Annotated in this window: 19 protein-coding genes; 10 read left to right on the forward strand and 9 right to left on the reverse strand. The window is 55.4% G+C overall.

The window, feature by feature from the left end:
- Positions 1–59 precede the first annotated feature (59 nt).
- From rpsO to K1V27_RS11715, 5 genes are all read left to right on the forward strand, one after another.
- Positions 60–323, forward strand: a complete 264-nt coding sequence (gene rpsO, locus K1V27_RS11695; protein ID WP_353740571.1) for a 30S ribosomal protein S15 — start codon at positions 60–62, stop codon at positions 321–323.
- A gap of 68 nt (positions 324–391) precedes the next feature.
- Entirely contained in the window at positions 392–2506 is a 2115-nt protein-coding gene (pnp, locus tag K1V27_RS11700; protein ID WP_258930183.1) for a polyribonucleotide nucleotidyltransferase, read from the forward strand.
- Between the two features lie 58 nt (positions 2507–2564).
- Positions 2565–3812: a M16 family metallopeptidase gene (locus K1V27_RS11705; protein ID WP_258930184.1), complete on the forward strand. Its 1248-nt coding sequence runs from the start codon at positions 2565–2567 to the stop codon at positions 3810–3812.
- Between the two features lie 111 nt (positions 3813–3923).
- Positions 3924–4706: an MBL fold metallo-hydrolase gene (locus K1V27_RS11710; protein ID WP_258930185.1), complete on the forward strand. Its 783-nt coding sequence runs from the start codon at positions 3924–3926 to the stop codon at positions 4704–4706.
- A gap of 22 nt (positions 4707–4728) precedes the next feature.
- On the forward strand, positions 4729–5676 hold the full coding sequence (locus K1V27_RS11715; protein ID WP_258930186.1) for a universal stress protein: 948 nt from the start codon (positions 4729–4731) through the stop codon (positions 5674–5676).
- A gap of 152 nt (positions 5677–5828) precedes the next feature.
- On the opposite strand, the gene secF is transcribed toward K1V27_RS11715, so the two are convergent.
- From secF to yajC, 3 genes are all read right to left on the reverse strand, one after another.
- The gene (gene secF / locus K1V27_RS11720; protein WP_258930187.1) at positions 5829–6899 is read right to left on the reverse strand and encodes a protein translocase subunit SecF; all 1071 of its coding nucleotides are present in this window, start codon (positions 6897–6899) and stop codon (positions 5829–5831) included.
- A gap of 116 nt (positions 6900–7015) precedes the next feature.
- Positions 7016–8614, reverse strand: a complete 1599-nt coding sequence (gene secD, locus K1V27_RS11725; protein ID WP_258930188.1) for a protein translocase subunit SecD — start codon at positions 8612–8614, stop codon at positions 7016–7018.
- Between the two features lie 117 nt (positions 8615–8731).
- Complete coding sequence (yajC, locus tag K1V27_RS11730) at positions 8732–9070, reverse strand: preprotein translocase subunit YajC (RefSeq protein ID WP_258930189.1); 339 nt, start codon at positions 9068–9070, stop codon at positions 8732–8734.
- 429 nt (positions 9071–9499) lie between these two features.
- Between yajC and K1V27_RS11735 the strand changes: the two genes are divergently transcribed.
- Both K1V27_RS11735 and cysQ read left to right on the forward strand, forming a co-directional pair.
- Positions 9500–10612 (forward strand): Sfum_1244 family protein, encoded by a 1113-nt coding sequence (locus K1V27_RS11735; RefSeq protein ID WP_258930190.1) that lies wholly within the window; start codon positions 9500–9502, stop codon positions 10610–10612.
- A 47-nt stretch (positions 10613–10659) separates the two neighbouring features.
- On the forward strand, positions 10660–11466 hold the full coding sequence (gene cysQ / locus K1V27_RS11740; RefSeq protein ID WP_258930191.1) for a 3'(2'),5'-bisphosphate nucleotidase CysQ: 807 nt from the start codon (positions 10660–10662) through the stop codon (positions 11464–11466).
- Positions 11467–11881: 415 nt separating this feature from the next.
- On the opposite strand, the gene K1V27_RS11745 is transcribed toward cysQ, so the two are convergent.
- From K1V27_RS11745 to K1V27_RS11760, 4 genes are all read right to left on the reverse strand, one after another.
- Positions 11882–12670: a ComFC family protein gene (locus K1V27_RS11745; RefSeq protein WP_258930192.1), complete on the reverse strand. Its 789-nt coding sequence runs from the start codon at positions 12668–12670 to the stop codon at positions 11882–11884.
- A gap of 75 nt (positions 12671–12745) precedes the next feature.
- Positions 12746–13627, reverse strand: coding sequence for a 50S ribosomal protein L11 methyltransferase (gene prmA / locus K1V27_RS11750; protein ID WP_258930193.1), 882 nt, complete (start codon positions 13625–13627; stop codon positions 12746–12748).
- Positions 13628–13652: 25 nt separating this feature from the next.
- Positions 13653–14780 (reverse strand): AI-2E family transporter, encoded by a 1128-nt coding sequence (locus K1V27_RS11755; protein WP_258930194.1) that lies wholly within the window; start codon positions 14778–14780, stop codon positions 13653–13655.
- A 5-nt stretch (positions 14781–14785) separates the two neighbouring features.
- Positions 14786–17182, reverse strand: coding sequence for a hybrid sensor histidine kinase/response regulator (locus tag K1V27_RS11760; RefSeq protein ID WP_258930195.1), 2397 nt, complete (start codon positions 17180–17182; stop codon positions 14786–14788).
- 851 nt (positions 17183–18033) lie between these two features.
- On the opposite strand from K1V27_RS11760, the gene K1V27_RS11765 reads away from it, so the two are divergent.
- From K1V27_RS11765 to K1V27_RS11775, 3 genes are all read left to right on the forward strand, one after another.
- Entirely contained in the window at positions 18034–18879 is an 846-nt protein-coding gene (locus K1V27_RS11765; RefSeq protein ID WP_258930196.1) for an HDOD domain-containing protein, read from the forward strand.
- A gap of 63 nt (positions 18880–18942) precedes the next feature.
- A complete protein-coding gene (fliK, locus tag K1V27_RS11770) occupies positions 18943–20241 on the forward strand; it encodes a flagellar hook-length control protein FliK (RefSeq protein ID WP_258930197.1) in 1299 nt (432 codons plus the stop codon).
- 61 nt (positions 20242–20302) lie between these two features.
- Complete coding sequence (locus K1V27_RS11775) at positions 20303–20569, forward strand: EscU/YscU/HrcU family type III secretion system export apparatus switch protein (RefSeq protein ID WP_258930198.1); 267 nt, start codon at positions 20303–20305, stop codon at positions 20567–20569.
- 135 nt (positions 20570–20704) lie between these two features.
- Here the strand turns inward: K1V27_RS11775 and K1V27_RS11780 are convergent, their stop codons facing one another.
- Together K1V27_RS11780 and K1V27_RS11785 are read right to left on the reverse strand one after the other, a co-directional pair.
- Positions 20705–22159 (reverse strand): EH signature domain-containing protein, encoded by a 1455-nt coding sequence (locus K1V27_RS11780; RefSeq protein ID WP_258930199.1) that lies wholly within the window; start codon positions 22157–22159, stop codon positions 20705–20707.
- A gap of 12 nt (positions 22160–22171) precedes the next feature.
- The gene (locus K1V27_RS11785; RefSeq protein WP_258930200.1) at positions 22172–22930 is read right to left on the reverse strand and encodes an OmpA family protein; all 759 of its coding nucleotides are present in this window, start codon (positions 22928–22930) and stop codon (positions 22172–22174) included.
- Positions 22931–22942: the final 12 nt, after the last annotated feature.

Here is a 22942-nt window from a genome sequence, read left to right on the forward strand (position 1 = left end):
ATAGCGATCACTACAACCGGTTTTAATATGTTTGATGAGAAGGAGGAACAATCGTGGTAATGACCCCTGAGAAAAAGAACGCCATCATCGACGATTTCAAAACGCATCCCTCGGATACCGGCTCTCCCGAGGTGCAAATCGCGCTGTTGAGTGAGAGGATCACTTATCTGACCGAACACTTCAAGGTTCATAAAAAAGACCATCACTCGCGACGCGGTCTGTTGAAGCTGGTCGGCCAGCGCAGACAACTGCTCAATTACCTGAAGCGCAAGAATGTGGAACGTTATAACACCGTGATTGAGAGACTGGGGCTGCGCCGCTAGATTCTTCCGGTTCAGCCGTGGTTGGCCGGTGAGCGGTAACTTATCATTTAAAGAAAAGGAAATACTGTATGAAATATTCGGTAGAAGTGGAGGTCGGCGGAAGGCCCCTCATCATTGAGTGCGGCCACGTCGCTCGACAAGCCAGCGGTTCTGTCATGATGCGCTACGGAGACACGGTGGTGCTGGTAGCGGCAACCAAAGAAGACCGCGTGCGGGAGGGGATCGATTTCCTTCCTTTGAGTGTGGAGTACCAGGAAATGAGCTATGCCGCAGGTCGCATTCCCGGAGGGTTTTTCCGCCGGGAGATCGGCAGACCGAGCGAGAAGGAGACTCTCACATCGAGGCTGATCGACCGCCCCATCCGTCCGCTCTTCCCCAAAAAATATGCGTTTGAAACGCAGGTTATCGCAACCGTCCTGTCTGTTGACCAGGAAAATGAACCGGACGTGGTGGCTCTCACCGGTGCGTCAGCGGCCTTGCACATTTCGCGCATTCCCTTCCAGGGTCCCGTTGCCGCTGTGCGCGTGGGCCGGGTGAACGGCGAGTTCGTCATCAACCCCAGTTCCGCTCAGTTGACCGCAAGCGATATCAACCTGGTGGTGGCGGGCAGCCATGATGCGGTGGTCATGGTCGAGGGCGGTGCCGACCTGGTGAGCGAAGACGATCTGCTGGAAGCCATCGAGACCGCTCACAAGGCTATCATTCCTATCCTGCAGGCGCAAGACAAGCTGCAGGCGCTCGCCATGGAGCACGGAGTGAATAAGGACGAAGTCGTATCTCCGAGCAGCGACGTCGCTTTGACAGAAGCAGTGGCACAGATTGCGGCGGATGATATGCGCACGGTCATGACGACTCCGGAAAAAATGCTGCGCAAAGAGCGCAAAAAGGCCCTCAAGAAGCGTGTAATCGAGGAATTGACGGCGGGTGGTGAACTGGCCGAACGCCGGCAGGAAATCGAAGAAGCCCTGAGTGACCTGGAAAAGCGCGTTGTCCGCCAAATGATGATCGAAACCCAAAGACGCATCGATGGCCGACGCTTTGACGAGGTTCGCCCCATCAAAATCGAAGTCGGGCTGCTGCCAAGAACGCATGGTTCCGCCCTCTTCCAGCGGGGGGAAACCCAGGCACTGGTGGTAACGACTCTCGGCTCCTCCTCGGACGAACAAAAAATTGAAGCCCTGGCGGGGGAAACCTTCAAGTCCTTTATGCTGCACTACAATTTCCCTCCCTACTGTGTGGGTGAAGTCCGGCCTCTGCGCGGGCCCGGCCGGCGTGAAATCGGCCATGGGGCACTGGCGGAGCGTGCGGTCAAGTATCTGCTGCCCAAGGACGGTGAATTTCCCTATACGGTGAGAGTGGTGTCGGAAATTCTCGAGTCCAATGGCTCCAGTTCCATGGCGACCGTGTGCGGCGCTTCTCTGGCCCTGATGGATGCAGGGGTTCCCATGCAGGACGCCGTTGCCGGCATTGCCATGGGACTTGTCAAAGAGGGCGATCATGTCATAGTGCTTTCCGACATCCTGGGGGATGAAGATCATCTTGGGGACATGGACTTCAAGGTGACCGGAACAGAAAACGGGGTCACCGCCATCCAAATGGATGTGAAAATTGCCGGAATTGACCGTGAAATTCTGCGGCGTGCATTGGAACAGGCGCGCCAGGGACGTCTCTTTATCCTGGGCAAAATGAAGGAATCCATGCCCGTCTCGAGGGATCGACTTTCACCCTACGCGCCCCGCGTGGTGACCATTCAGATCAATCCCGAAAAGATCCGGGACGTGATCGGTCCGGGCGGCAAGGTGATCCGCTCCATCGTGGCGGAAACCGGGTGCAAGATCGACATCGACGACAGCGGCAGAGTGGTGGTGATGAGCCCTGACGGCGAGGCCTGCGACCAGGCCATAAACAAGATCAAGAAGCTGACCGAAGAGCCCGAGGTCGGACAGGTCTATCTGGGGCGTATCGTCCGAATCACGGATTTTGGCGCTTTCGCGGAAATCCTGCCCGGGGTGGACGGCTTGATTCACATCTCCCAGCTCGAGCATCACAGGGTTCGAAAAGTCACGGACGTGGTCAAGGAAGGGGATGAAGTGCTCGTCAAGGTGATCGAGATTGATAAAGACGGGCGCATCCGGCTCAGCCGCAAGGCAGTCATCGAGAAGCCGCAGCCGGATAAAGAGTAGGCCGACCGAGACTCTGGATCAGCGTTGTCGAGCGGCTGAAGTCAAAAGAGGGGGAATATTGTATCACAAGACGGTCCTGAGCAATGGCGTACGGGTTGTTACCGAAAAGATTCCCGGTGTCCGGTCCGTGTCCACAGGGATTTGGGTCAGTGTGGGCTCGCGCGACGAGGATGACGGGGAGCAGGGCGTCACGCATTTCATCGAACATATGCTGTTCAAGGGAACGCAGCGGCGCAGCGCCCTGGATATCGCCAAAGCACTGGACGCGGTCGGCGGCTTTGCCAATGCCTTCACATCCAAGGAGCATGTCTGCTTCCACGCCAAAGTGCTGGGGACTCACCTGCCGATGGTCGTGGACGTGCTCACGGATATCTTTTTGCACTCGACCTTCGCACCCGAAGAAATTTTGCGTGAACAACAGGTCATCCTGCAAGAAATACGCATGATCGAAGACACGCCCGATGAGTACATCCACATTCTTCTCCAGGAGCTGTTCTGGAACCCCAACCCGCTGGGGCGCCCCATCTATGGAACGGCACAGGCCGTTGCAAGCATTGATCGGGAGCGCATCCTGCGCTACCAGGCCAGGACGTTCAACCCCGCTCGAACCGTGATCGCCGCCGCCGGAGATCTGGAGCACCAGCGATTCGTCGAGCTGGTGTCTCCCTCGATGGCAACGCTGCCCACGCGAGACAGCTCCAATACCCGTGAAACTCCCACAAACCAGGCCATCCGCGAAGTCATTCCAAAGGATCTGGAGCAGGTGCATTTGTGCCTTGGCATGCAGGGGGCATCCCATCTGGACGAAAGCCGCTTCGCCTGTCATCTGCTCAATGTCATTTTGGGCAGCAGCATGAGCAGCCGGTTGTTTCAGGAAATCCGGGAAAAGCGGGGCCTGGCCTATTCCGTCTACTCGTTCATGAACAGCCATGAAGACACCGGCCTGCTTGGCGTTTATTCAGGCATTGCCCCCGACAACGTCGAAGAAACTCTGCAGGTCATCAAGGAGCAGTTGAACATGCTGGCAGAGCAGCCCATTGCAGAAACCGAGCTGAATGCCGCCAAGGAATATGTCAAGGGCAGCATGTATCTCAATGCAGAGATTACCGATTCCCGGATGAACCGACTGGCCAAAAACGAGTTCTTGTTCGGACGCTACATCCCCTATGAAGAAGTTGAAGAGAAAATCAACCAGGTGACGGCACGCGAAATCCGGCAGTGGTTCCGGCAGGTTTTTCATCCGGATCAGCTGGCCCTGGTGTTGCTCGGTCCGGTTGAACCGGACAGCTTGTCTGCGGCACTGTAATCCTGAAGCGGGACACTCATGCTGCGGCGCTGCCAGGCAGGATGAATTGATTCACCGGCGGTGTGCGGCACACCCGTCGCCAATGAGCGATCCACATGATGGAAACAGATTATGCCTCTGTATTTTCAGATTCTTGCCAGCGGTTCTAAAGGCAATTCCATCCTGATTTGCAGTGCCGCAACGCGGGTCCTGCTGGACGCCGGTCTGAGCGGTAAGGAACTGGCCAGGCGCATGGACATGGGGGACGTGCCGGCGCGCCGGCTGGACGCCCTCGTCATCAGCCATGAACACCAGGATCATGTACGGGGCATGGGGGTCATGAGTCGGCGCTTTGATCTTCCAGTTTACTTGAGTCAGGGGACCCTGGAGAAGCTTCCACCTCAGGTCGGTCACATTGCCCACCCCCAGGTTTTTCACCCCGGCGTTGCATTCACCATCGGCGACCTGCAAATCCGTCCTTTTGCCATCTCCCACGACGCCGCAGAACCTTCCGGTTTCATCATTCAGCACGGAGAGACTCGGCTCGGTATCTGCACCGACCTGGGAATCGCCACCCATCTGGTCAAAACCAGGCTGCAGAAGTGTCATGGACTGATACTGGAAGCCAACCACGATACGGACATGCTGCTCAAGGGCCCCTATCCGCTGCATTTGAAACAGAGAATTCGCAGCAGACACGGACACCTTTCCAATGAGGACACCTGCGAACTGCTCAGATCCGTCTACCATGAAGCACTGAAGGTCGTAGTGTTCGCTCACCTCAGCGAAGTCAACAATCATCCTCATCTGGTCTCCCAGGGGTTTCACCAGCTGTGCCGGGTGTGCGAATGGGACGGGCTTCGCTGCGAAATCGGAAACCAGCATCAAGTGACTCCCGCTGTTGAACTGAAGTGATACCAAGTCCAAGGAGGCGCCGATGAAAGCCATACCCAAATGTCTGCTGCTGCCAATCGACGGCACGGAAGAAGCCTTGCTGCCCATCTATTTTGTGGGCCGGCTGTTTCCGCGATTGGATAAAATCGACCTCATCCTCAGTTATTTTGTTCCGCCTTTACCCCCGGTCTATGATCAGCGACCCATTTCCGCACAGATGCTGAGCAAAAAGAAACAATTGCTCGATGCCCGGGACAAAAGCGCCCGGGCTGCCCTCGACCAGGCCAGAAGAGTGCTGCTGCTGAATGGTTTTACCGAGGAGAACATTCAGGAGCACACCCAGGAAAAGGCCATGAGTGCCGCACATCATGCGTGCCAACTGGCCGATATCAAGAAAGTAGACGCGGTTCTGGTGCAAAAGCGCGTCAGCAGCCCACTGGAAGGACTGCTCAAAGATGATCCGAGCAGCGCTCTTTTGCAGCACTGCCTCGTGAGTCCGGTGTGGTTCATGGAAGGAGAAATCGATCCTTCCAGAGCGCTCATCTGCATTCAGGACGAAGAGCCGTCCCTCAGAGCCGTGGACCACGCGGCATTCATGCTGGCCGACACGGGCGCTGCCCTGGAGGTCGTGCATGTCACCCCGGCCATTGCACGGGCGCTCACCAGCCCCGGCCTGCAGCCCGCAACCGAACTGCAGCAATGGCTCAAGACAGCGGCGGGCACAGACATCAAGCCGTTCATCGAAGAAGCCTGCCAGATCCTGCAAAACTCGGGCATAGACGCCTCAAGATGCCAGGTGACCATACTGCCCGGCAAGCAAAAGGGCGGCAAAGTGGCCGGGGAAATTCTTGGGTATGCGAAAAAACGCTCTGCCGGCATCGTGGTATTGGGACACTCGAACCCGGAGGGTGTTTGGAATTTCTTCAAGACCTCGGTCACCAAGAAACTGCTCGGTGAATTTGAAAACATGTCCGTCTGGGTCAACCAGTAGCATGTGCCCGCTGGGACCCGTGCCCAAAAGGGGTCCCTCGCGCCTGCGGCCTTGGGGAAATTGGGGAAAGCTGGTCGACAATGAGCCCGAGCTGTGGAAGGTTACAGAGCCTCGGAGCCTCCCCCGCGACTCTCTTCATCCCAATATTTTGCTCACACGCTCTTGGCCACGGGCTTCGCCGCTCGAGCTTTGCCCCTGGTCCAGTCCTCATAGAGGAGCAAAACGGGGCTGGCGACATAAATGGAGGAGTAAGTTCCAGTGATGATGCCTACCAGCAGAGCGAAAGCAAAATCATGAATGACGCTTCCCCCCCACAAGAATAGACTGAGTACCACGACAAGAACCGTACCCGAGGTGAGGATGGTGCGGCTGAGGGTCTGATTGATGCTGGTGTTGATCACCACCGCCAAATCCTGACGTCGGCTCTTCTTTAAATTCTCGCGGATTCGATCGAACACGATGATGGTGTCGTTCAGTGAGAAACCCACCAGAGTGAGCAGGGCTGCCAGGATTTCAAGGGTAAACTCCTTGTTGACCAACGCAAAAACGCCCACCGTGATGAGCACATCGTGGACGAGTGCCAGCACAGCGCCAAGGGCATAAGGCAGCTTGAGCTTCCAGCACAGGCCAAGGGTAATGATGAGAGCGCCCGCAATCAGATACGTGACGCTGACCCCGGCCGCCTGCAGCAGATATATGCCGACCATGAGCAGAGCCGCCATGATGGCACTGCTCATCCATTTGAATTCAAACCGGCCGGAGATATAGATGGCGATAAAAAGCAGTGCGTAATAGATTGCAAACAAGGCTTTTTGACGCAAATCGTGGCCCACCTTGGGACCCACCATCTCCACTCTTCTCACACTGACATTGTCTTTTCCATAAACAGCGTCCAGATTCTGCTGGATCTCCTGAGCAAAACTCTGCAACCCCGTGGTGATCACCTCGGTACGGATCAGGAATTCATTTTCTCCACTGCCGATTTCCTGAATGGTGCTGCGTGCAATCTGGTCCTTCAACGCTTTTCGGATGTCTTCCGGAGTGGTGCTCTGTTTAAACTGCACCTGGATGAGGGTGCCTCCGGCAAAATCCACACCCAGGTTGAGGCCGCCGCGCCAAAACAAAACCGCCACACCGAGCAAAATGAGGGTGCAGGACAAGATGCAGGCTTTAAAGCGCATCCCCACAAAATTTATATTGATTCCTGGTTTGATCAGTTCCATTGTTGCGTTCCCCTGTCTTGTCACCCGCTGAAAATCGAATAAGGCTGAAACCGTTTCTGACTGCCCTGCATTTGCCTGCCCCGTACCCGCACCGCGCGCTTATGGGGGGAAGATGATCAAATGCTGAGTGTTCGCATACGCCGCTGCAGCAGCAAGTAGTCGAAGATGACACGTGTTACGATGATCGCCGTGAAAAGATTGGCAATGAGGCCGATGGTCAGGGTCACGGCGAACCCGCGCACCGGGCCCGTGCCGAACTGAAACAGGACTATTGCAGCGATGAGAGTCGTCACATTGGCATCCAGGATGGTCAATGTCGCCCTGTCATATCCCGTCTCCACAGCCGCTCGCGGCGTTTTCCCGAGGCGCAGCTCCTCACGAATACGCTCGTAGATCAACACGTTGGCGTCCACCGCCATACCGATCGTCAGGGCAATGCCCGCGATACCGGGCAAGGTGAGCGTAGCCCCGAAGGCCGCCAGGCCCGCCATGATCAGAAGGATATTCAACACCAGAGCGGCATCGGCAATCACCCCCGCGAACCTATAGTAGATGATCATGAAGATGACCACCGCAATACCTCCGATGAGCGATGCCATGAACCCCTTGCGAATTGAATCCTGGCCGAGCGAAGGGCCTACTGTCCGCTCTTCGAGCACAACCACCGGAGCGGGGAGTGCGCCCGCCCTGAGAACAATGGCCAGATCGCGTGCTTCTTCCATACTGAAGGAGCCGGTAATGCTCGCCCTGCCGCCACTGATCTTTTCCTGGATGACGGGTGCCGAATAGACCATGCCATCCAGTACAATGGCCAATCGTTGCTTGACGTTGGCCTCGGTGATGCGTTCAAACAGCCGGGCTCCCTGCGGGTTGAACTCGAGGGCTACATAGGGCGTATTGTACTGGGGATCAATGCGCACCTGGGCATTGGTGATGTATTCGCCGGTCATGAGCGTGCGGTCCTTCAAGGCAATCTCGCTCTCGACGGTTCTGCCCGTATTCGCATCGAAGCTTTTCATGGAGAAAACCTTGACCCCGGCCGGCAGTTTTCCCTCTTTGGTCTGTTCGGGAGTCACATCCTCCGCCACCAGCTTAAATTCCAGCAAGGCGGTTTTGCCAATGACGCTGACCGCCCTTTGCGGGTCTTTAATGCCGGGCAATTGCACCAATATGCGATCATCGCCTTCCGGTCGAATGTCCGGCTCCGATACGCCGAACTGATCGATGCGATTGCGGATGGTTTCAAGTGCCTGGTCAATGGCCAGCTTGCGGATATTTTGCACCTCGCTGTTGCGCAGCGTGAGCAGAATCGAGCTGCTTTCACCGGTTGTTTCCGCACGGTGCCACTCGAGGCTGGAGAAATCCTTGTCAAGCAGCTTCTTGAGCTCTTCCTGCTTGCTTGTGCCAGGCAGCTGGACTTGTACGTCCCAGAAGTTCACCTTCTTAACGGAACTGAACGGAATGCGCTCCTGCCGCAAAGTTTCCTTGAGATCTTCCACCATGCGCTCGGCGGTTCCCTCGACCGCCTTGTCCGCCTGCACTTCGAGGATCAGGTGCATGCCTCCCTGCAGATCCAGCCCCAGGTTGATCTTCTTGTTGGGGAAAAATTTGCTCATCCCCGAAGGAAGACCGGAGCTGAGGCTTGGAACAAGGTAAAAGAGTGCGACAAGCGCCACCGCACTGACCAAAATTGCTCGCCATTTCAAGCTCTTCAAACTGACTCCTCCCGACCGCATAGCGTTGCGTCATACCCTTCAACAAAACAAAGGCACACCAGCGCTACTCCCTGTTGTGCCCCCAGCCTGTTGAACACCTGCAACATGTGCAACGAACTACTCGCTGACTTCGCCCCTGGACAATAGGGCAGCGACATAGCCCCGCTGAATTTTGACTCTCACCCGTTCGGCAATTTCCAGAGTGACAACCGTATCGGTAAGTCCTACAACTTTGCCATGCAGCCCGCCCTGGGTGACGACCACATCACCTTTCTGCAAACCCGACAGAAGTGCTCGATGTTCCTTTTGCTTCTTTTGCTGAGGACGGATGAGCAAAAAATAAAAAATCACCACCATCAGGAGAAGAGGTACAAAAGCGGCAAAACCACCCCCAGCCTGTCCACTGCCCCCCTGCCCTGCGGTACCCATGGCGTGCGCTACACTCAACAAATCCATTGAATCCTCCCTGCGATGTCCTATTGAACTGAACTGACTACCAGATACCGGTCGACTATCAGAGCTCGACTGAACGCTCCGAGTGTTTCACTCTGTGAGCTTGTCCGAGAATGCCGGTCGGATGTCATTCCGATGCTGTACCGCCACGCCGGCAGGAATCCAGAAAAGGTCGTGATGACCGGATGCCGACGTGTACCGGAATGACGGAGATGCACTTTCAGGCTATTCTTGGGCAGTCTCTTTGATCGTCCCCGTCCAAAAAACAAGTTGTTATTTAAACGATATTTTTCACCCATTGTCAATAATGGAACGACAAAGACCGGCAATTCTCATTTTGGATCTCACACTTGAGGTGGGGTGACTCTACACCCCGATGGGGGTAAAATAGTCACAGCCACCCTTGATAGCCAGTTTGAGGAGAACGTCAGCGTGAATAATGTTGCCCTACAAGATCTTCAACGACAGGTGCAGAACAACTGCAACATATCGGATGCTCAATTTGGCGGCGCCTATTCCCTGTGCGGACTGCTGCTTCGCTTGCGCGACCTGTACAAGTGGGAAAGCGGCCTGCAACCCTGGCAGGAACCCGAACCAGCCGACCTGCTGGAATGGGTCGACGCGCGGGAAAGGCATTGGGAAGCCATCGCACACAACTCATTACAGCCGCTGCGCATCGGGGATAAGTCCTATGATCCCTTTGACAGCGCAACGATCAATTCACTATTGCGCCCCTATGGGCTCATTTACGGAGCGGGCTACGCGGCCGCCATGAAACCTTCGTTTTTTCTGGCGGAACTGGTCGATTCGCGCACCGCCGGCGAGCTGCACATTGACATGGTGGACCGCGAACTGGCAAGAGATCTTTTCGTTGCCCCGGCCATGCGCCAGGGCGACCAGATATTCGCCAGACGCACGGCCATGCTGTTCACTCTGTGGGATCTCATCATGGAAATGCGTCCGTCCATTCGGGAGGCTATCATATTTGCTTTGCTGCAATACGATCTGGATGCCCGCAAAATCCGCTCCCATCCCAAGGAACTGGGCACGCAACTGTACCGGGTTGCTGAATTTGAATTGAACACCTGGATTCACCACGAAATCGGAGAAGCTCGCGAGGATGTATTTGAAGGTTTCATCTGGCATGAAATAGTATCCACCTATGCCGACAGCCCCATAGAACTCTTTGCCAGAGTCATCAAGGACTTATTGGCCGATACCCATAGCGAGGGCCTGCTCGGCCACATCATCGACAACCGGATAAAGTCTTCTCTGGGATTTTATATTTCGTTCATGCGCCCCTTTACCAAAGTCATGTTTCCACAGGCGGCGCAAGCATTCAAAAAGTTTCAGTTGCAACAGGACTGGGAAATCATTGATGAAGCTCGCCATCAAGCTTATCGGAACGCTCAGAAAAACGCCCTGGCACTCATTGAGCTGCACACGGCCGGCCGCACCAAGGGTACAGAATGGGCCAGACAAAGAATTCTCGCGGATCTGATCGAACCGCTGGGCATCATGCAGGATATGGAAGAGGACGATTGACGGGCCACCCGGAGGTGCGACCGCCTGAAACTGATCAAGGAGGGAAAGTGAAGGAACTTGAATTTCTGGTCAATCTGGCCAGGCAGGCTGGAAGAGCTATTTTGCAGGTGTATGAAACGGAGTTCAGTGTAGAGCGCAAAGAGGATCGCTCGCCACTGACCGAAGCCGATACGCGCTCTCATCGTATCATCAGCCGTGCCCTGCAAGAGCGCTACCCGCAAATTCCCGTGCTGTCCGAAGAGGGCAAGGAAGTGGACTATTCGATTCGTGGCGCATGGTCACGCTTGTGGCTGGTCGACCCCCTCGACGGCACCAAAGAATTCATCAAACGCAACGGTGAGTTTACCGTCAATATTGCCCTGGTCGAAAGGGACAAACCCGTTTGGGGCGTCATTCACATTCCCGTGAAGGATACCTGCTATGCTGCCGATGTCACACGGGGGGCATGGCGTGTCAGGAACGGAGAGTGGCGTCCTGTAACAGTGAAATCGCCTCCCCATGGCGGCATCCGGGTGGTGAAAAGCCGTTCTCACCCCTCGCCCCAACTGGATGAGGTATTGCAGCTGTTGCCGGAGTACCGGGTCATTACCCGTGGCAGCGCCCTGAAATTCTGCGCCGTGGCAACCGGAGAAGCCGATTTCTACCCGCGCTTCGGTCCTACCTGGGAGTGGGATACGGCGGCGGGGCAGGCAATCGTTACGGCAGCCGGCGGGGTGGTGGTGGATTTTGTCGGCGTGCCCCTGGCCTACAACAAAGCCGACCTCATCAACGGACCATTCCTGGTTGGCCCTGATCTCCAATGGCTCGAGCACAACGGTATTCTTGCCAAAACTGCAGCGCTGAAGCTCCGCTGACCCTTCAGCCTCACACCGGCTTGGAGCGAAAGCTGTATTCCTTACCACACTGCAAGCATTTCAGAATGCATCGTTCGCCGTCATCCACCGCGACGGTGCATCTGATTCCGCAAGAATCACATCGCTTACTTACGGTAAATCCCTTGAGCGTCTTTCTTGGTCCGTTCATGCCCTTTTCCACAGCGCAACTTGAGCACCCATTGTTCGACAGCGGGGCGCGGGGAGCCCCCGACATTCTTGAGCGATAACAAATCAGCCTTACCGGTTGAGATATGAGCTTCCAACGGCTCGCCACAGGGCACATCTTGTCCCTGGAACAGTCCGCCAATAACCCAAAACATCAATAAAAAACATATAGTTATATTAGTTTGGATAATATAGTTCTGGAAGCAGGGGTATTATGCATGATCGATGGTTAGAGTTCAAGTGCTATTCCCACCTTTTCCACATCAGTGCGCATCTCGGGCAGAGAGCGACTGATGGTGACGGCGTGCACTTCGGAAGCTCCTGCTTTTTTCAATACCTTACTGCACTCAACCAGAGTTGTGCCGGTGGTGAAAACATCATCCACCAGCAGGATGCTGCGATTTTTCACCTGTGCAGGCCGTGCAGCAGAAAAGGCATTTCTGACATTTTGCAGTCGCTCCCGCCGACTCAGCCTGGTCTGGGGTTCGGTCCACTGACGGCGCACCAATAGATCGAAGCGCACCGGGCAGCGCAGGCTTTTTCCAAGCATACCGGCAATCAGACCGGATTGATTGAAACCGCGCTGGCGCAGGCGCCGGTGGTGCAAAGGTACGGCAATGATGCAATCAAAGGAACCGGGCTCCCTGCTTTGCACCGCCTGCTCCAACAGCTGGGCAAGTGCCGGAGCCCAGTAGATCTGACCACTGAATTTCAGCTGATTGATCCTGTCTCGTGCCACACCGGCATGCGCCACCGCAGAACGGGCACTGGTGAAGGGCGGAGCCTGGATCAGGCATTCGCCGCACAGATGGTCGAAATGCCATGTACTTTTCAGGAAAGGTCGACCGCACCGAGGGCAACAGGGTGATCTGATCCAGGGGAGCGTCTCGAGGCATTGCCGGCACCAGAATCCCCCGTCGGGCGGAAGCCATGCACTGAAGCAACCTGCACAGAGTCGCGGGAAAAAAAGATCCTTGAGAGAACAGACCAAGGTTTTTAGAGCGACTTTTACGCGCATACGGTCACCTTGGGCGCCAATCCAGGTAAGTTGAGCTGAATGAGGCGGCGTTTTCTCCGCCAAAGACCGACCAGGCTATGCAACGGCGCGCACAAAACCAAACACCAGTAAACACCATTCATCGGAGACTTTCTCGTCAAGCAGATCCACGCCATGTGCGGCAAAAGCCGCCCGCACTTGCTCGCGTTGCTCAGCCAGGATGCCGCTCAACACCAGTCGGCCGGAATCGGCTACACTGCCTGCCAGCGCCTGAGCCATACCCATCAGCGGGTTGGATTGGATGTTGGCAATCACCACATCAAATCGTTCCCTGGTCGCTACACTGCCCAGCTTGAGCTGAACACGTCCGGACAGGCCGTTGATACGCACATTCTCTGCGGCCACCTCGATGGCTTCAGGGTCCGTATCCACCGCCACCACTCGCACAAAGCCCATGAGCGCCGCGGCGATGGCCAGTATCCCCGAGCCCGTTCCGACATCCAGAAATGAGCTGGATCCTTTTGCCGGATACATCATCCCACTCTCCTCCAGCCACTCCAGGCACAGGCGAGTCGTCGCGTGATGACCCGTACCAAAGGCACGTCCGGGATCTATCCGGATAATCACACGGTCGGCGTCGCTTCTGACCGTCTCCCAGGTAGGGCTGACCACAAACCGCCGGCCGATCCGCAGGGGCTTCAAATCCTTTTTCCACCCCTCCGTCCAGTCCTCTTCCACGATGGTCGAGTAGCTGTAGGTCAAAGGAAAGCTTAATTCCGCAGAGGGTCTGAATCCACTCAGCAGTCGTTCCAAAACCTGAGTCCATTTCTTGGAAAAGGACTGTTCCGCCAGGTACATCCTGACCCCTGCAGCGGTTATTTCTACCCCCGTCCCGAAGGCCTCGGCCAGGTCAAACGCAAGTTCCTCGGCCACTTCAGCCTGGCACAAGATATCGATGCGAACCCATGCCTTCTTCATCACAACCGCCTTGCCTCTCTTTCTGCTATTCGGCTCCGCCACCAAAAGCCATGGGCCTTGCGCCGGTATTGTTGGGATCATCCTCATGCTGCGTCTGACCATTCTTCCTGGCCTGGCTCGAGAGCGCCTTGAGCAGCGCCTGGACAAGAGTGGCAAGGGGTATGGCAAAAAACACACCCCAGAAGCCCCACATGCCTCCAAAAACAAGAATTGCCACAATGATTGCGATGGGGTGCAAATTGACCACTTCTGAAAGCAGCAGCGGCGCCAGCAGATTGCCGTCCAACAGCTGAATCACAAGATAGGCCCCGCCCGCATAGGCCAGCTGACTGCTCCACCCCCATTGGAAGTAGCCGATCAAAACGACAGGCAGTCCCATGACCGCCGCACCGATGTAGGGCACCAGCACTGATAGGCCGACGGAAAGACTGATCAGAATGGCGAAATCGAGACCCAGGACAGCGAAGGTGATGTAACTGACCCCCCACACGATGAATATTTCCCAGACCTTACCACGAACATAATTGCCGATTTGCAGGTCGACTTCCTGCCAGACCTCACTGGCCAAGCGGCGGTCCTCGGGGAGAAAACCAGTGACCCAGCCCACCAGGCGATCTTTGTCTTTCAAGAAAAAGAAGACCAGTAACGGCATCAGGAAAATATAGACCACAATGGATATGACGCTGGGCACCGAAGAGACCGAAAGCGAGAGGATTCGCTGGCCAAGCGAGGTGAGCTCCGAGCGGATCACGTTGATGAGATCGACAACCTGCTGCTCTGAAATGTAGCCGGGATACCGCTCCGGAAGGCGCATGAGCTCCTGTTGCGTCCAACTGATCATCGCCGGCAGCTGCTGAAACAATTGCCCGATTTGCTGCCACAACAGCGGAAGAAGTCCAAACAGCAAAAACACCAAAAACGTCATGAAAATCAGGAAAACGATCAAAACGGCAATGATGCGCGGGATCTTCCATCTTTCCATGAAGCTCACCAGCCCTTCGAGCAGATAGGCGATCACCGCACTGGCCAGCACCGGAGCCAGCATATTGCCGAGTATCAGAAAGGAGGTCACCCCGATCATGAGTAGCACTACGAGGATAACCACCTGAGGATCAGAGAGTTGCCGACGAAACCAATTGCTGATCAAGTGCATCGATTCTATTTTACCTTCTTCTGCTGGTCCAGAACATTGCGGACCACCTCAGCCAGCTGAATGCGACTCAGGGGCTTGACGGCGAATGCTTTGATACCGAAATGTTTCACCCGCTCCTCAGTCAAATTTTCATTATAGCCGGTACAAAGGATGATCGGGAGGTCCGGCCGGATTTTGAGGATTTCCTGGGAAAGCTCCGTGCCGGACATGTGCGGCATGGTATAGTCCATTATACAGAGTTCGAATTGATGCGGGTTCGAGAGGAACACCTCGAGGGCGTCCAGCGGGCTGGTCACGGCCGTCACCCTGTAGCCGAGACGCTCCAGTATCAGGCGGCCCAAACTGGTCACCATCGGCTCGTCGTCCACAAAGAGAATGTGCTCCACACCCGTCGGGATTTTCGGGATCGTTTTTGCCTGCATCGTCAAGGTGTTCGCAATGCGAGGAATATAAACATCAAATGTGGTCCCCTCCCCCACCCTGCTGTGGACGGCAATCGCCCCTTCATGGCGCTTGACAATGCCATTCACGACGGCGAGTCCCAGTCCACTGCCCTTACACGCCTCCTTTGTGGTGAAGTAGGGGTCGAAGATGCGCGGAATGATGTTGGGATCGATGCCGCAGCCGCTATCGGCCACCCTGAGTTTCAAGTAGGGGCCGGGCTGAAGATCGAGGAAGGGGGGTGACATCAGATCGGCCTCGTCCAGGTAAGTCCGCTCGAGGCAAACTTCGAGTACTCCCCGACCGCCCAGTGCGTGAGCGGCATTGGTACATAAATTGATCAGCACCTGATGGATCTGAGTGGGATCGATCATTGCCATACCCTGTTGGATGTTCTGTCTGATTTCGATCAGGGTTGGAAGTGATGCGCGCAGCAGTTTTAGCGCTTCTCGCACGATCACACTCACGTCTAGCGGAACCCTGTGCTGCTGCTCGCCAGGACGGCTGAAGGCCAGGATCTGTTTGACCAGATCGCCGGCTCTGTGGGCCGCCTTGAGAATCTGCTCAACATCGCGGCGGACGGAGCCCTGATCGGAAACATCCTCGATTGCCATTTCCGCATAGCCAATGATGGGTGCAAGTATGTTATTGAAATCGTGCGCAATCCCCCCTGCCAGAGTGCCGATGGCTTCGAGCTTTTGGGCCCTGCGCAGCTGGGCTTCCAACTCCTCCTTTTCTTTCTCCGTCTTCTTTCGCTCTGAGATATCCCGAATGTGGGAGAATATCACGAGCTTTCCATCCAATTCAAAAATGTGCGCGGAGATCTCCACCTCAATTCGCTCGCCGGTTTTGCTCAGATGCACCCCTTCCCAATGAAACTGCCGTTTTTCCATGAGCTTTTCCATAATGAGCGGAATTCTCTCGATGGTCTCCGGAGCATCGATATCGAGCGGAGTCATCCGCAACAGCTCCTCTCGAGTGTAGCCCAACCTTTCACAAGCCGAGTCATTGACTTCTATAAACCTTCCCGGCATGCCACCCCTGGTGGGTCCTTCGTGTATAAACAACGAATCCCTGACGCTGTTAAACAATATGCGGTAGCGTCTCTCGCTGTCTGCCAGTGCCTTCTGGACCTTCTCCAGCTCGCTGATGTCTCTTCCCACGGACTGAAATTCCAGGATCTCGCCGCACTCGCTGAACACAGCTCGGTTGCTCCATTGCTGCCAGCGGATCTCTCCTGTACCGTCCACGATTGGAAGCTCAATCATGCCGACGGGACTGGCAACGCTGAAACACGCAAGATACGCTTTCAATTTGGCTCGTTCCCCTGCCGGCACACGCGACCAGAACTTCTGACCGATCAGATCCTCCGGTCTTTTTCCATGGCATGTGCCATAGGCCCGGTTGACAAACGTGAGAGTCCCGTCGGGAAGAAAGCGCACAACCAGGTCCGCCTGATCCTCCACCATGGCACGGTATTTTAGCTCATTTTGGAGCCGCACACTGATTTCATCCGGTTCGGCACTGCTCCCGCACAACTTGCACCTCAATGGATCCCGCTGCCTGCACAAAATGTCCTCGGCTTTTTTCAGGCGCAGCATTGTTTTAATCTGAGCAGCCAGTGCGAATTCGTTGATGGGCTTGGTCACGCACGCGTCGGCACCCGCTTCGAAAAAATCGACCAACCCCCGGGAATCGGCTGCAACGTCGGCGAGCACAACGATCGGAATACGACATGTCGCATCCTGCCCCTTGAGCTTCCTGCAGACGTCGCAGCCGTCCATCGCTGACGGCATAACGTCGAGCAGGACAACATCGGGCAGCTCTGTTTCAGCCAGGTTGATACCGTCCGCAGCGGATCGGGCGGTCATCACCGCACAGTCGAACAGGCGCCGCTCCAGTAATGCCCGGATCACGGGAAGAATGGCTTCTTCGGCATCAATCGCAAGAACTTTGGACATGATGTCTCCCCTCCAATTTGGTGGGCCGATGCCCCAATCTCTCCATCAAATCTTCAGGATCCAGTGGCCTTGAAACACAATTGCCATATCTGCAATTGCCAATTTTTGCGCGACCTCTTGCTACGGCAGAGGCGGGGGAGTGAATCCTCACGAGGCGTAATCGAGCTCCGGATTGATCCCAAACCGACGCCTCACCTGAGAGTTATTGACCAGGCGGGTACTAGTGCCGCAGGACCAGATCGGGTTTGTTAGCTACCCCTGCGGGAGAACGAGCCTGCAGACGCAAACCCGTGGGTGCCTTCTCAGTACATCCGGCCATGAGCAGCGCAGCAGCTGTGCGTCCGTTAATCTTGATATCATCCCCGGTCGGCACATGATGCATTCAGCCGCGCTTCGCCCTTTCAGACGGTTTGAAGTGGTTGGCCCGTGTGCACCCATGGGTGCAGCCCAAGGCTTTCGAGCCCGGTTCTGAAAGGATAGCTTGGTCATATGCTATAGCCTTTTGTCAAACAATTCCAGTGAAATCCGCAGGGTTCCGGCAGATCGCCCGGCACCTCGGAACCCTCCACGCATGCAATTGATGCGTGCCCGCCATAGCGGTCAGAATTCCGCCGGCATTTCCGCACCCCCCTCACCTGAATTCCACATTTTCTCAGGAATCATACCGGCAGAAGTGTCACTTGGAATAATGCTTGCTTATTAGACAGGTCTCGGGAGAGAGATTGTCGAATTGCCGCTGACAGCTGTACCGGGTGTGACGGTTCGATTGCTCCTGCGCGAACGACATTCTAATGTTTTCCGGGGATACCATCACGTCGACAAGAACATTTCGCAGCATAAGAGTATAGTCCATGAACCAGAGCTCTGTATTCACAAAAATCATTCAGACCACGGGTGACCTGCCGAGCCTTCCCCCGATCGCCAATCTGGTCCTGGAGAAGCTTTCCGATCCGGAAGTGACCGCAAAGCAACTCCACGATATTATTTCCAAAGATCAGGCCCTCGCGGCAAGAATAATAAAGATTGCCAATTCAACCTTTTACGGCTGTTCTCGAAGCATCAGCCGAATCAGTGATGCCGTTGTCATCATAGGCTACAAGACCCTGAGGTCCATGTTGATCACCACGGTCATGCAGGATATGCTGAAAAACTTTGGATTACTTGAGAAATTGCTCTGGGAGCACTCCCTGGGATGCGCTTTCGGATCTCGAGTCATTGCCGTCGCGGTAAAATTTTCAAAAACCGAAGAGGCGTTTCTGTCCGGTCTTCTGCATGATGTGGGCAAAGTCGTCCTCAACCAGAGAATTCCCGAACATATGCTGGTTATCACCAAACAGGTGTTCAATAATGGGGAATTGCGAGCGCTCGATCTGGAACGACGGGAGCTGGGTTTTACCCATGCCCAGGTAGGTCAGTTGATCGGGCGCAAGTGGAATTTCGCAGAGGAAATCGAGGAAGCCATTGGCTGTCATCACGAACCCCAATCGGCTGTCATTCTCCCGCCTCTTTCGCACATTGTCAATTTGGCCAACGGTTTCTGTCACAAGCTGCAAATCGGCCCGACCCGCTCTCCCGACCTCGATCTCATGAGACTGGATGCGGTGAGCTTTCTGGGATTGAACAGAGCCGACATTGATGAGCTGCTGGAGACAACTCGCTCTGCCTTCCAATCGCAGAAGAGCGATTTCTCCTTCTGACGGCAGAATAAGCTTGCTTGGCCGGCTGTGTCGGATCTTCCCGTTTCGCCGGCAGGATTGACGATGAATCCTTTCAAGATCGCTGGATTGCTTTCGCGTATTGTCAAGTGGGAGGGGTTTGATGGCAAATTCTTGTCCCTCAAGGCGGGAACAATCGTCGAGGCGCAGGTGCTCAATGTTTCCAAATCTTCAGGTGTCGCCCTGCGCCTGGGTGGCGCGGTAATCACAGCCAGCAGTAAAATTGATCTCGAACCGGGTGCCTCGGCTTATTTCAAAGTTTTGCCGGGAGCACCGCAGGACTCGCCTCAGGATGTCAAGCTGCAATTCATTGGTTACGTCGACCGGCCCACGTCGGAGTTGAAGCAGTTCAGTGGCGGTCAACTGATTGATCGAGCTGCACGGCTGGCGACGGATGCAGAGCAGTGGCAAAAGAATTCCGCAGATCTCATGAGACACCTGTTGAAGGCGCTGCCCGCGGACATAAAAACCATTGCCGCTGACGAACGCACTCAATTGATGCATATTCTGAAATCGGGCATCAGGCTCTCAGGCCGGAGTATGCCGGAAAAGATCGGTTACCTTCTACACCACCTGGAGAGCAAGGCGCAGGGAAATCCGGCCACCAGCAAACCCCTGAACGATTTGCTGGTGCACATACACCAGCTTTCCCCTGCAAACCTCAAGCAGGCGGTTGAAAACAGCGGCGTTATCTACGAAGCCAAGCTGCATTCCGCTCTGCGCGCACGGACTGCAGGGCACGGCGAGGAGCACGGGCAAACCGGCTCGACATTGCAGAAAGACGTCAAGGCGGCACTCTCAGAGCTCAGGACATTGCTTCAAAATGACAATTTTGCCAAGCTTGCCGGCCGAATGAGCCATGATCACGCCGAGGCCTCATCCAGTGCGCATGCACCACCTGCCGGCAAAGAGGCGCTGGCTGCGGTTGAAGCCATGTTGCGCGACATTGAAGCCTTTCAACTCCTGTCAAAGCTGACCGATTCCTTTTATACCTACTTGCCGATTGCCTGGGATGCGTTGAAATATGGCGAGCTTGCGTTCAGGAAGGCAGCGCGAACAGGGGTTGAAGATGCATTCTACTGCCTGGTGAACCTTGATCTGGAGCGTTTCGGCGGTGTGACGATCACAGTGTTGATGCAGCAGAAGGAATTCTTCGTGTCATTCAAGACAGGGAATTCACGGCTGCAGGCTTTGATCGCAAACCACCTGGATGATCTTCGCCAACTGTTTGAAGAAAACGACATCAAGCTCAAATCGGTGAACGTGCTGAAATCGAATGACAGGTGCCTGACACCTCTCGAACAGCTCGATGATTTGGACACCATTATCAACATCAAAGTGTAGCAAAAGGCAGGATGGCAGGCTGCCGGCAAATCCACTTTTTGACAGCTCAGGGGAACGGACGATGCACGGCCAACGAAAGAAAGCAGTAGCGCTCAAATACCAACACGGTCAGGACAATGCTCCCAAGGTTGTGGCCAAAGGAGGCGGAATCGTCGCAGAAAAGATCATCGAACTCGCCCGGCAGCATAATGTGCACATCACCAGGGATCAGCACCTGGTCGAAGTGCTTGCCACTCTCGAGGTCTATCGCGAGATTCCAGTGGAACTCTATAAGGCGGTGGCCCAGATTCTCATTTTCGTCTACAAAATGGCGCAAAAGAAGGAATGACCCTGCGTTCAACCGGGCGCACGCCACTGCGAAGCAGCACCCTCGTTGAGCGCCGGAGCAACGAGCGTCATTTAGTTGGCGCTCCGGATCGAAACAATATTGACGCCTGGGTGGATAAAAGCCGGGCGGGGCAGACTATACTCCCAGGTGGTGGCGCATCCACCACGCCAGCAAAGACTCCCGCAGTTCCCCCCGCGACAGCTTGCCCTCCCGCCTGTGCTTGATGACGTTTTCACCTCGCCGTTGCAGCAAGGGCTCCATCTGCAGCAGCCTGCGCAGGTCGATGGACTTCACCTGCCCCGGTGTACCCCCTGACACCGCCGGATTATCCAGTCTACAGGCCCAAAACAGGGATTCACCGACGACGGCTTCAATCAAAAAATAGTTTTTGACCGTCAAAACCAGGACCGAGTCTTTGTTTTGAGCACCACTCAGCACAATGAAATGAGTACGCAGGTAAGAACTCAGCCGGGGATTACATTTGGCTTTCTCGTAGAACTGGTCGGAACAGAAAATCGTCACGGCGGAGATGTGGCGAATCTGTTTGAGCCACCAGGACGCTTTGGCAGGGTCGGGATTGATGTGTTCGAAAAAATACTGGATGAGCCAGGCAATGATCAGTTTGCCAACTTTTCGCCGCGCCCGGTCGAAGTCGTCTGCTTCCGCGCTTGTGGCTCCCGACCAGATGTCCCATTGGGATGGGTCCACAGGGTTGCCAACCAGATCGAGAGCAGCCGCCTGAACGGACTCATCGAGCGTCGGCGCGTCACAGCCATCGAGCGCCGGTATCATCATCGTCAGGCACTTTTTGCTGACCTCAATTTGTTGATGCATGCCAAGAAACTGGATGATATCGGGAAAGCCTTGCTCGCATTCTCCCTCCTGCACAATGAGACGGGTGTACGCGATTGCGACCTCTGAAAAATACTCGTAGGTGGCGACATGGTCGGGCAACTGGAGGTATTCCCAAACCAGCGCCAAACCAAAGCCGGATTGCCAGAGATCTCTACTGAGAGCGGCCGGCCCATCCCGGCGTGTGTAATACTTGGCATATCGCCTGATGTTGTCGAGACAAATGCGTCTGGCCGAATAATCGCTCGCTTTCTTTGCAATGAAGTCGCTGAGAACCTGCCGGCTGTCACGGTCCAAACCGACCCATCTTTTCAATAGCAGGTCGAACAAACCCAGCAGCATTCCATAATGGAAGCGCTGCTCGATGATAGCCAGAGCCAGGTCCAGAAAAGGGACTGCATGGTCGTTTCTGCTGCGGCCGGAGGATGGCGCATCCAAGGACCAGGCAAGCTGGTGCACCTGCCTGATGCTCTTGAAATGCTCGCTCACTGCCGCCATCCCCGCGGGAGCCAGCTGATGGAAGCGCGCATTCACCTGCGAACAGGCGCGCTGCTTCGAGTAGATCGAGTGGCGCCAGGAGACTTCCCGGATGACCCTTTGGGCATGGCGCATGAGTTGCCGACCGGTCCCGTAAAGCAGTTGTTTTTCGCCGGGTGATCCCGAATGATCGTAGCCGGGCAGGCGGCTGAGGGCCTCGAGCCGTTCCGGGGTGGTTGTGAATAACGTCTGCAGGTCCATAGACAACTGGTATTATTTGGCTGTTTTCAAAATTTCACCGATGCGCTTTTCGGCGTCGGTGCGCACTCGAAACTCGACTCGCCTGGAAGCCTCCCTGTCCTCCAATCCATCAACCATGACCTGCCTGCTCGATGACAATCCATTGGCGGTTATCTTGCTGCGTGCCCACTCCTTCAGTGCGGGATCAGCGATGAGCGCCAACGAATATTGCAGCACACTTCTGGTTCTGTCCTGGGAGAGTCTCATGTTCCTTATGTAGGCGGTCTGCGCGTCCACATCCGTGCTCCACTCGCTGGAAGTATGCCCCTCTATGCGGATCTCTTCGATGGTAGCGCGATATCTGGGCTGTGCCAGCAGGGCGATGTACCTGGGGAAGAAACTATTGAGAATTTGTTTGAAAGTCTCCTTTATGCGTGTGTCCCCACGGCCGAAAAATACTTCCGGCTCCCGGAAGCGAATGGAAAGCGACTTTCTATCGATAACCGCCGACCAGGCATTGAGCTCCTCCCTAAACTCCCGGTTCAGGTCCTGATAGAGCTCATCCTGGAGCCGGCGATAGGTGTGAGCAATGAGCTGAATTTTTCTGGCGGTTTGCTCTTCCCGAACGGCCAGTTCCCTCTTCAGCTTCAGATCAGACTCCAACTGCAGCAAGGTGGCGGACATGAGCAGCGCAAAAATAAGCGTCAGTGCTGCCATCAGATCGCCCAAAGACAGGGAGAAGGGGTTGTCCCGGTGATGCGAGATGCTCAATGATCTGGATTTTTGTGACATGCTACACGGAGA

The organism is Desulfoferrobacter suflitae (genome assembly GCF_022603395.1).
Lineage (GTDB): Bacteria > Desulfobacterota > Syntrophobacteria > Syntrophobacterales > Syntrophobacteraceae > Desulfoferrobacter > Desulfoferrobacter suflitae.

Bases quoted from the DNA above. Each gene is read 5' to 3' on its own strand.
- K1V27_RS11760 (WP_258930195.1), bottom strand. From the start codon at position 17,182: ATGTCCAAAGTTCTTGCGATTGATGCCGAAGAAGCCATTCTTCCCGTG.
- yajC (WP_258930189.1), bottom strand. From the start codon at position 9,070: ATGGATTTGTTGAGTGTAGCGCACGCCATGGGTACCGCAGGGCAGGGG.
- pnp (WP_258930183.1), top strand. From the start codon at position 392: ATGAAATATTCGGTAGAAGTGGAGGTCGGCGGAAGGCCCCTCATCATT.
- K1V27_RS11755 (WP_258930194.1), bottom strand. From the start codon at position 14,780: ATGCACTTGATCAGCAATTGGTTTCGTCGGCAACTCTCTGATCCTCAG.
- secF (WP_258930187.1), bottom strand. From the start codon at position 6,899: ATGGAACTGATCAAACCAGGAATCAATATAAATTTTGTGGGGATGCGC.
- K1V27_RS11710 (WP_258930185.1), top strand. From the start codon at position 3,924: ATGCCTCTGTATTTTCAGATTCTTGCCAGCGGTTCTAAAGGCAATTCC.
- prmA (WP_258930193.1), bottom strand. From the start codon at position 13,627: ATGAAGAAGGCATGGGTTCGCATCGATATCTTGTGCCAGGCTGAAGTG.
- K1V27_RS11765 (WP_258930196.1), top strand. From the start codon at position 18,034: ATGAACCAGAGCTCTGTATTCACAAAAATCATTCAGACCACGGGTGAC.
- K1V27_RS11775 (WP_258930198.1), top strand. From the start codon at position 20,303: ATGCACGGCCAACGAAAGAAAGCAGTAGCGCTCAAATACCAACACGGT.
- K1V27_RS11715 (WP_258930186.1), top strand. From the start codon at position 4,729: ATGAAAGCCATACCCAAATGTCTGCTGCTGCCAATCGACGGCACGGAA.
- fliK (WP_258930197.1), top strand. From the start codon at position 18,943: ATGAATCCTTTCAAGATCGCTGGATTGCTTTCGCGTATTGTCAAGTGG.
- K1V27_RS11780 (WP_258930199.1), bottom strand. From the start codon at position 22,159: ATGGACCTGCAGACGTTATTCACAACCACCCCGGAACGGCTCGAGGCC.
- rpsO (WP_353740571.1), top strand. From the start codon at position 60: ATGACCCCTGAGAAAAAGAACGCCATCATCGACGATTTCAAAACGCAT.
- K1V27_RS11785 (WP_258930200.1), bottom strand. From the start codon at position 22,930: ATGTCACAAAAATCCAGATCATTGAGCATCTCGCATCACCGGGACAAC.
- K1V27_RS11745 (WP_258930192.1), bottom strand. From the start codon at position 12,670: ATGCGCGTAAAAGTCGCTCTAAAAACCTTGGTCTGTTCTCTCAAGGAT.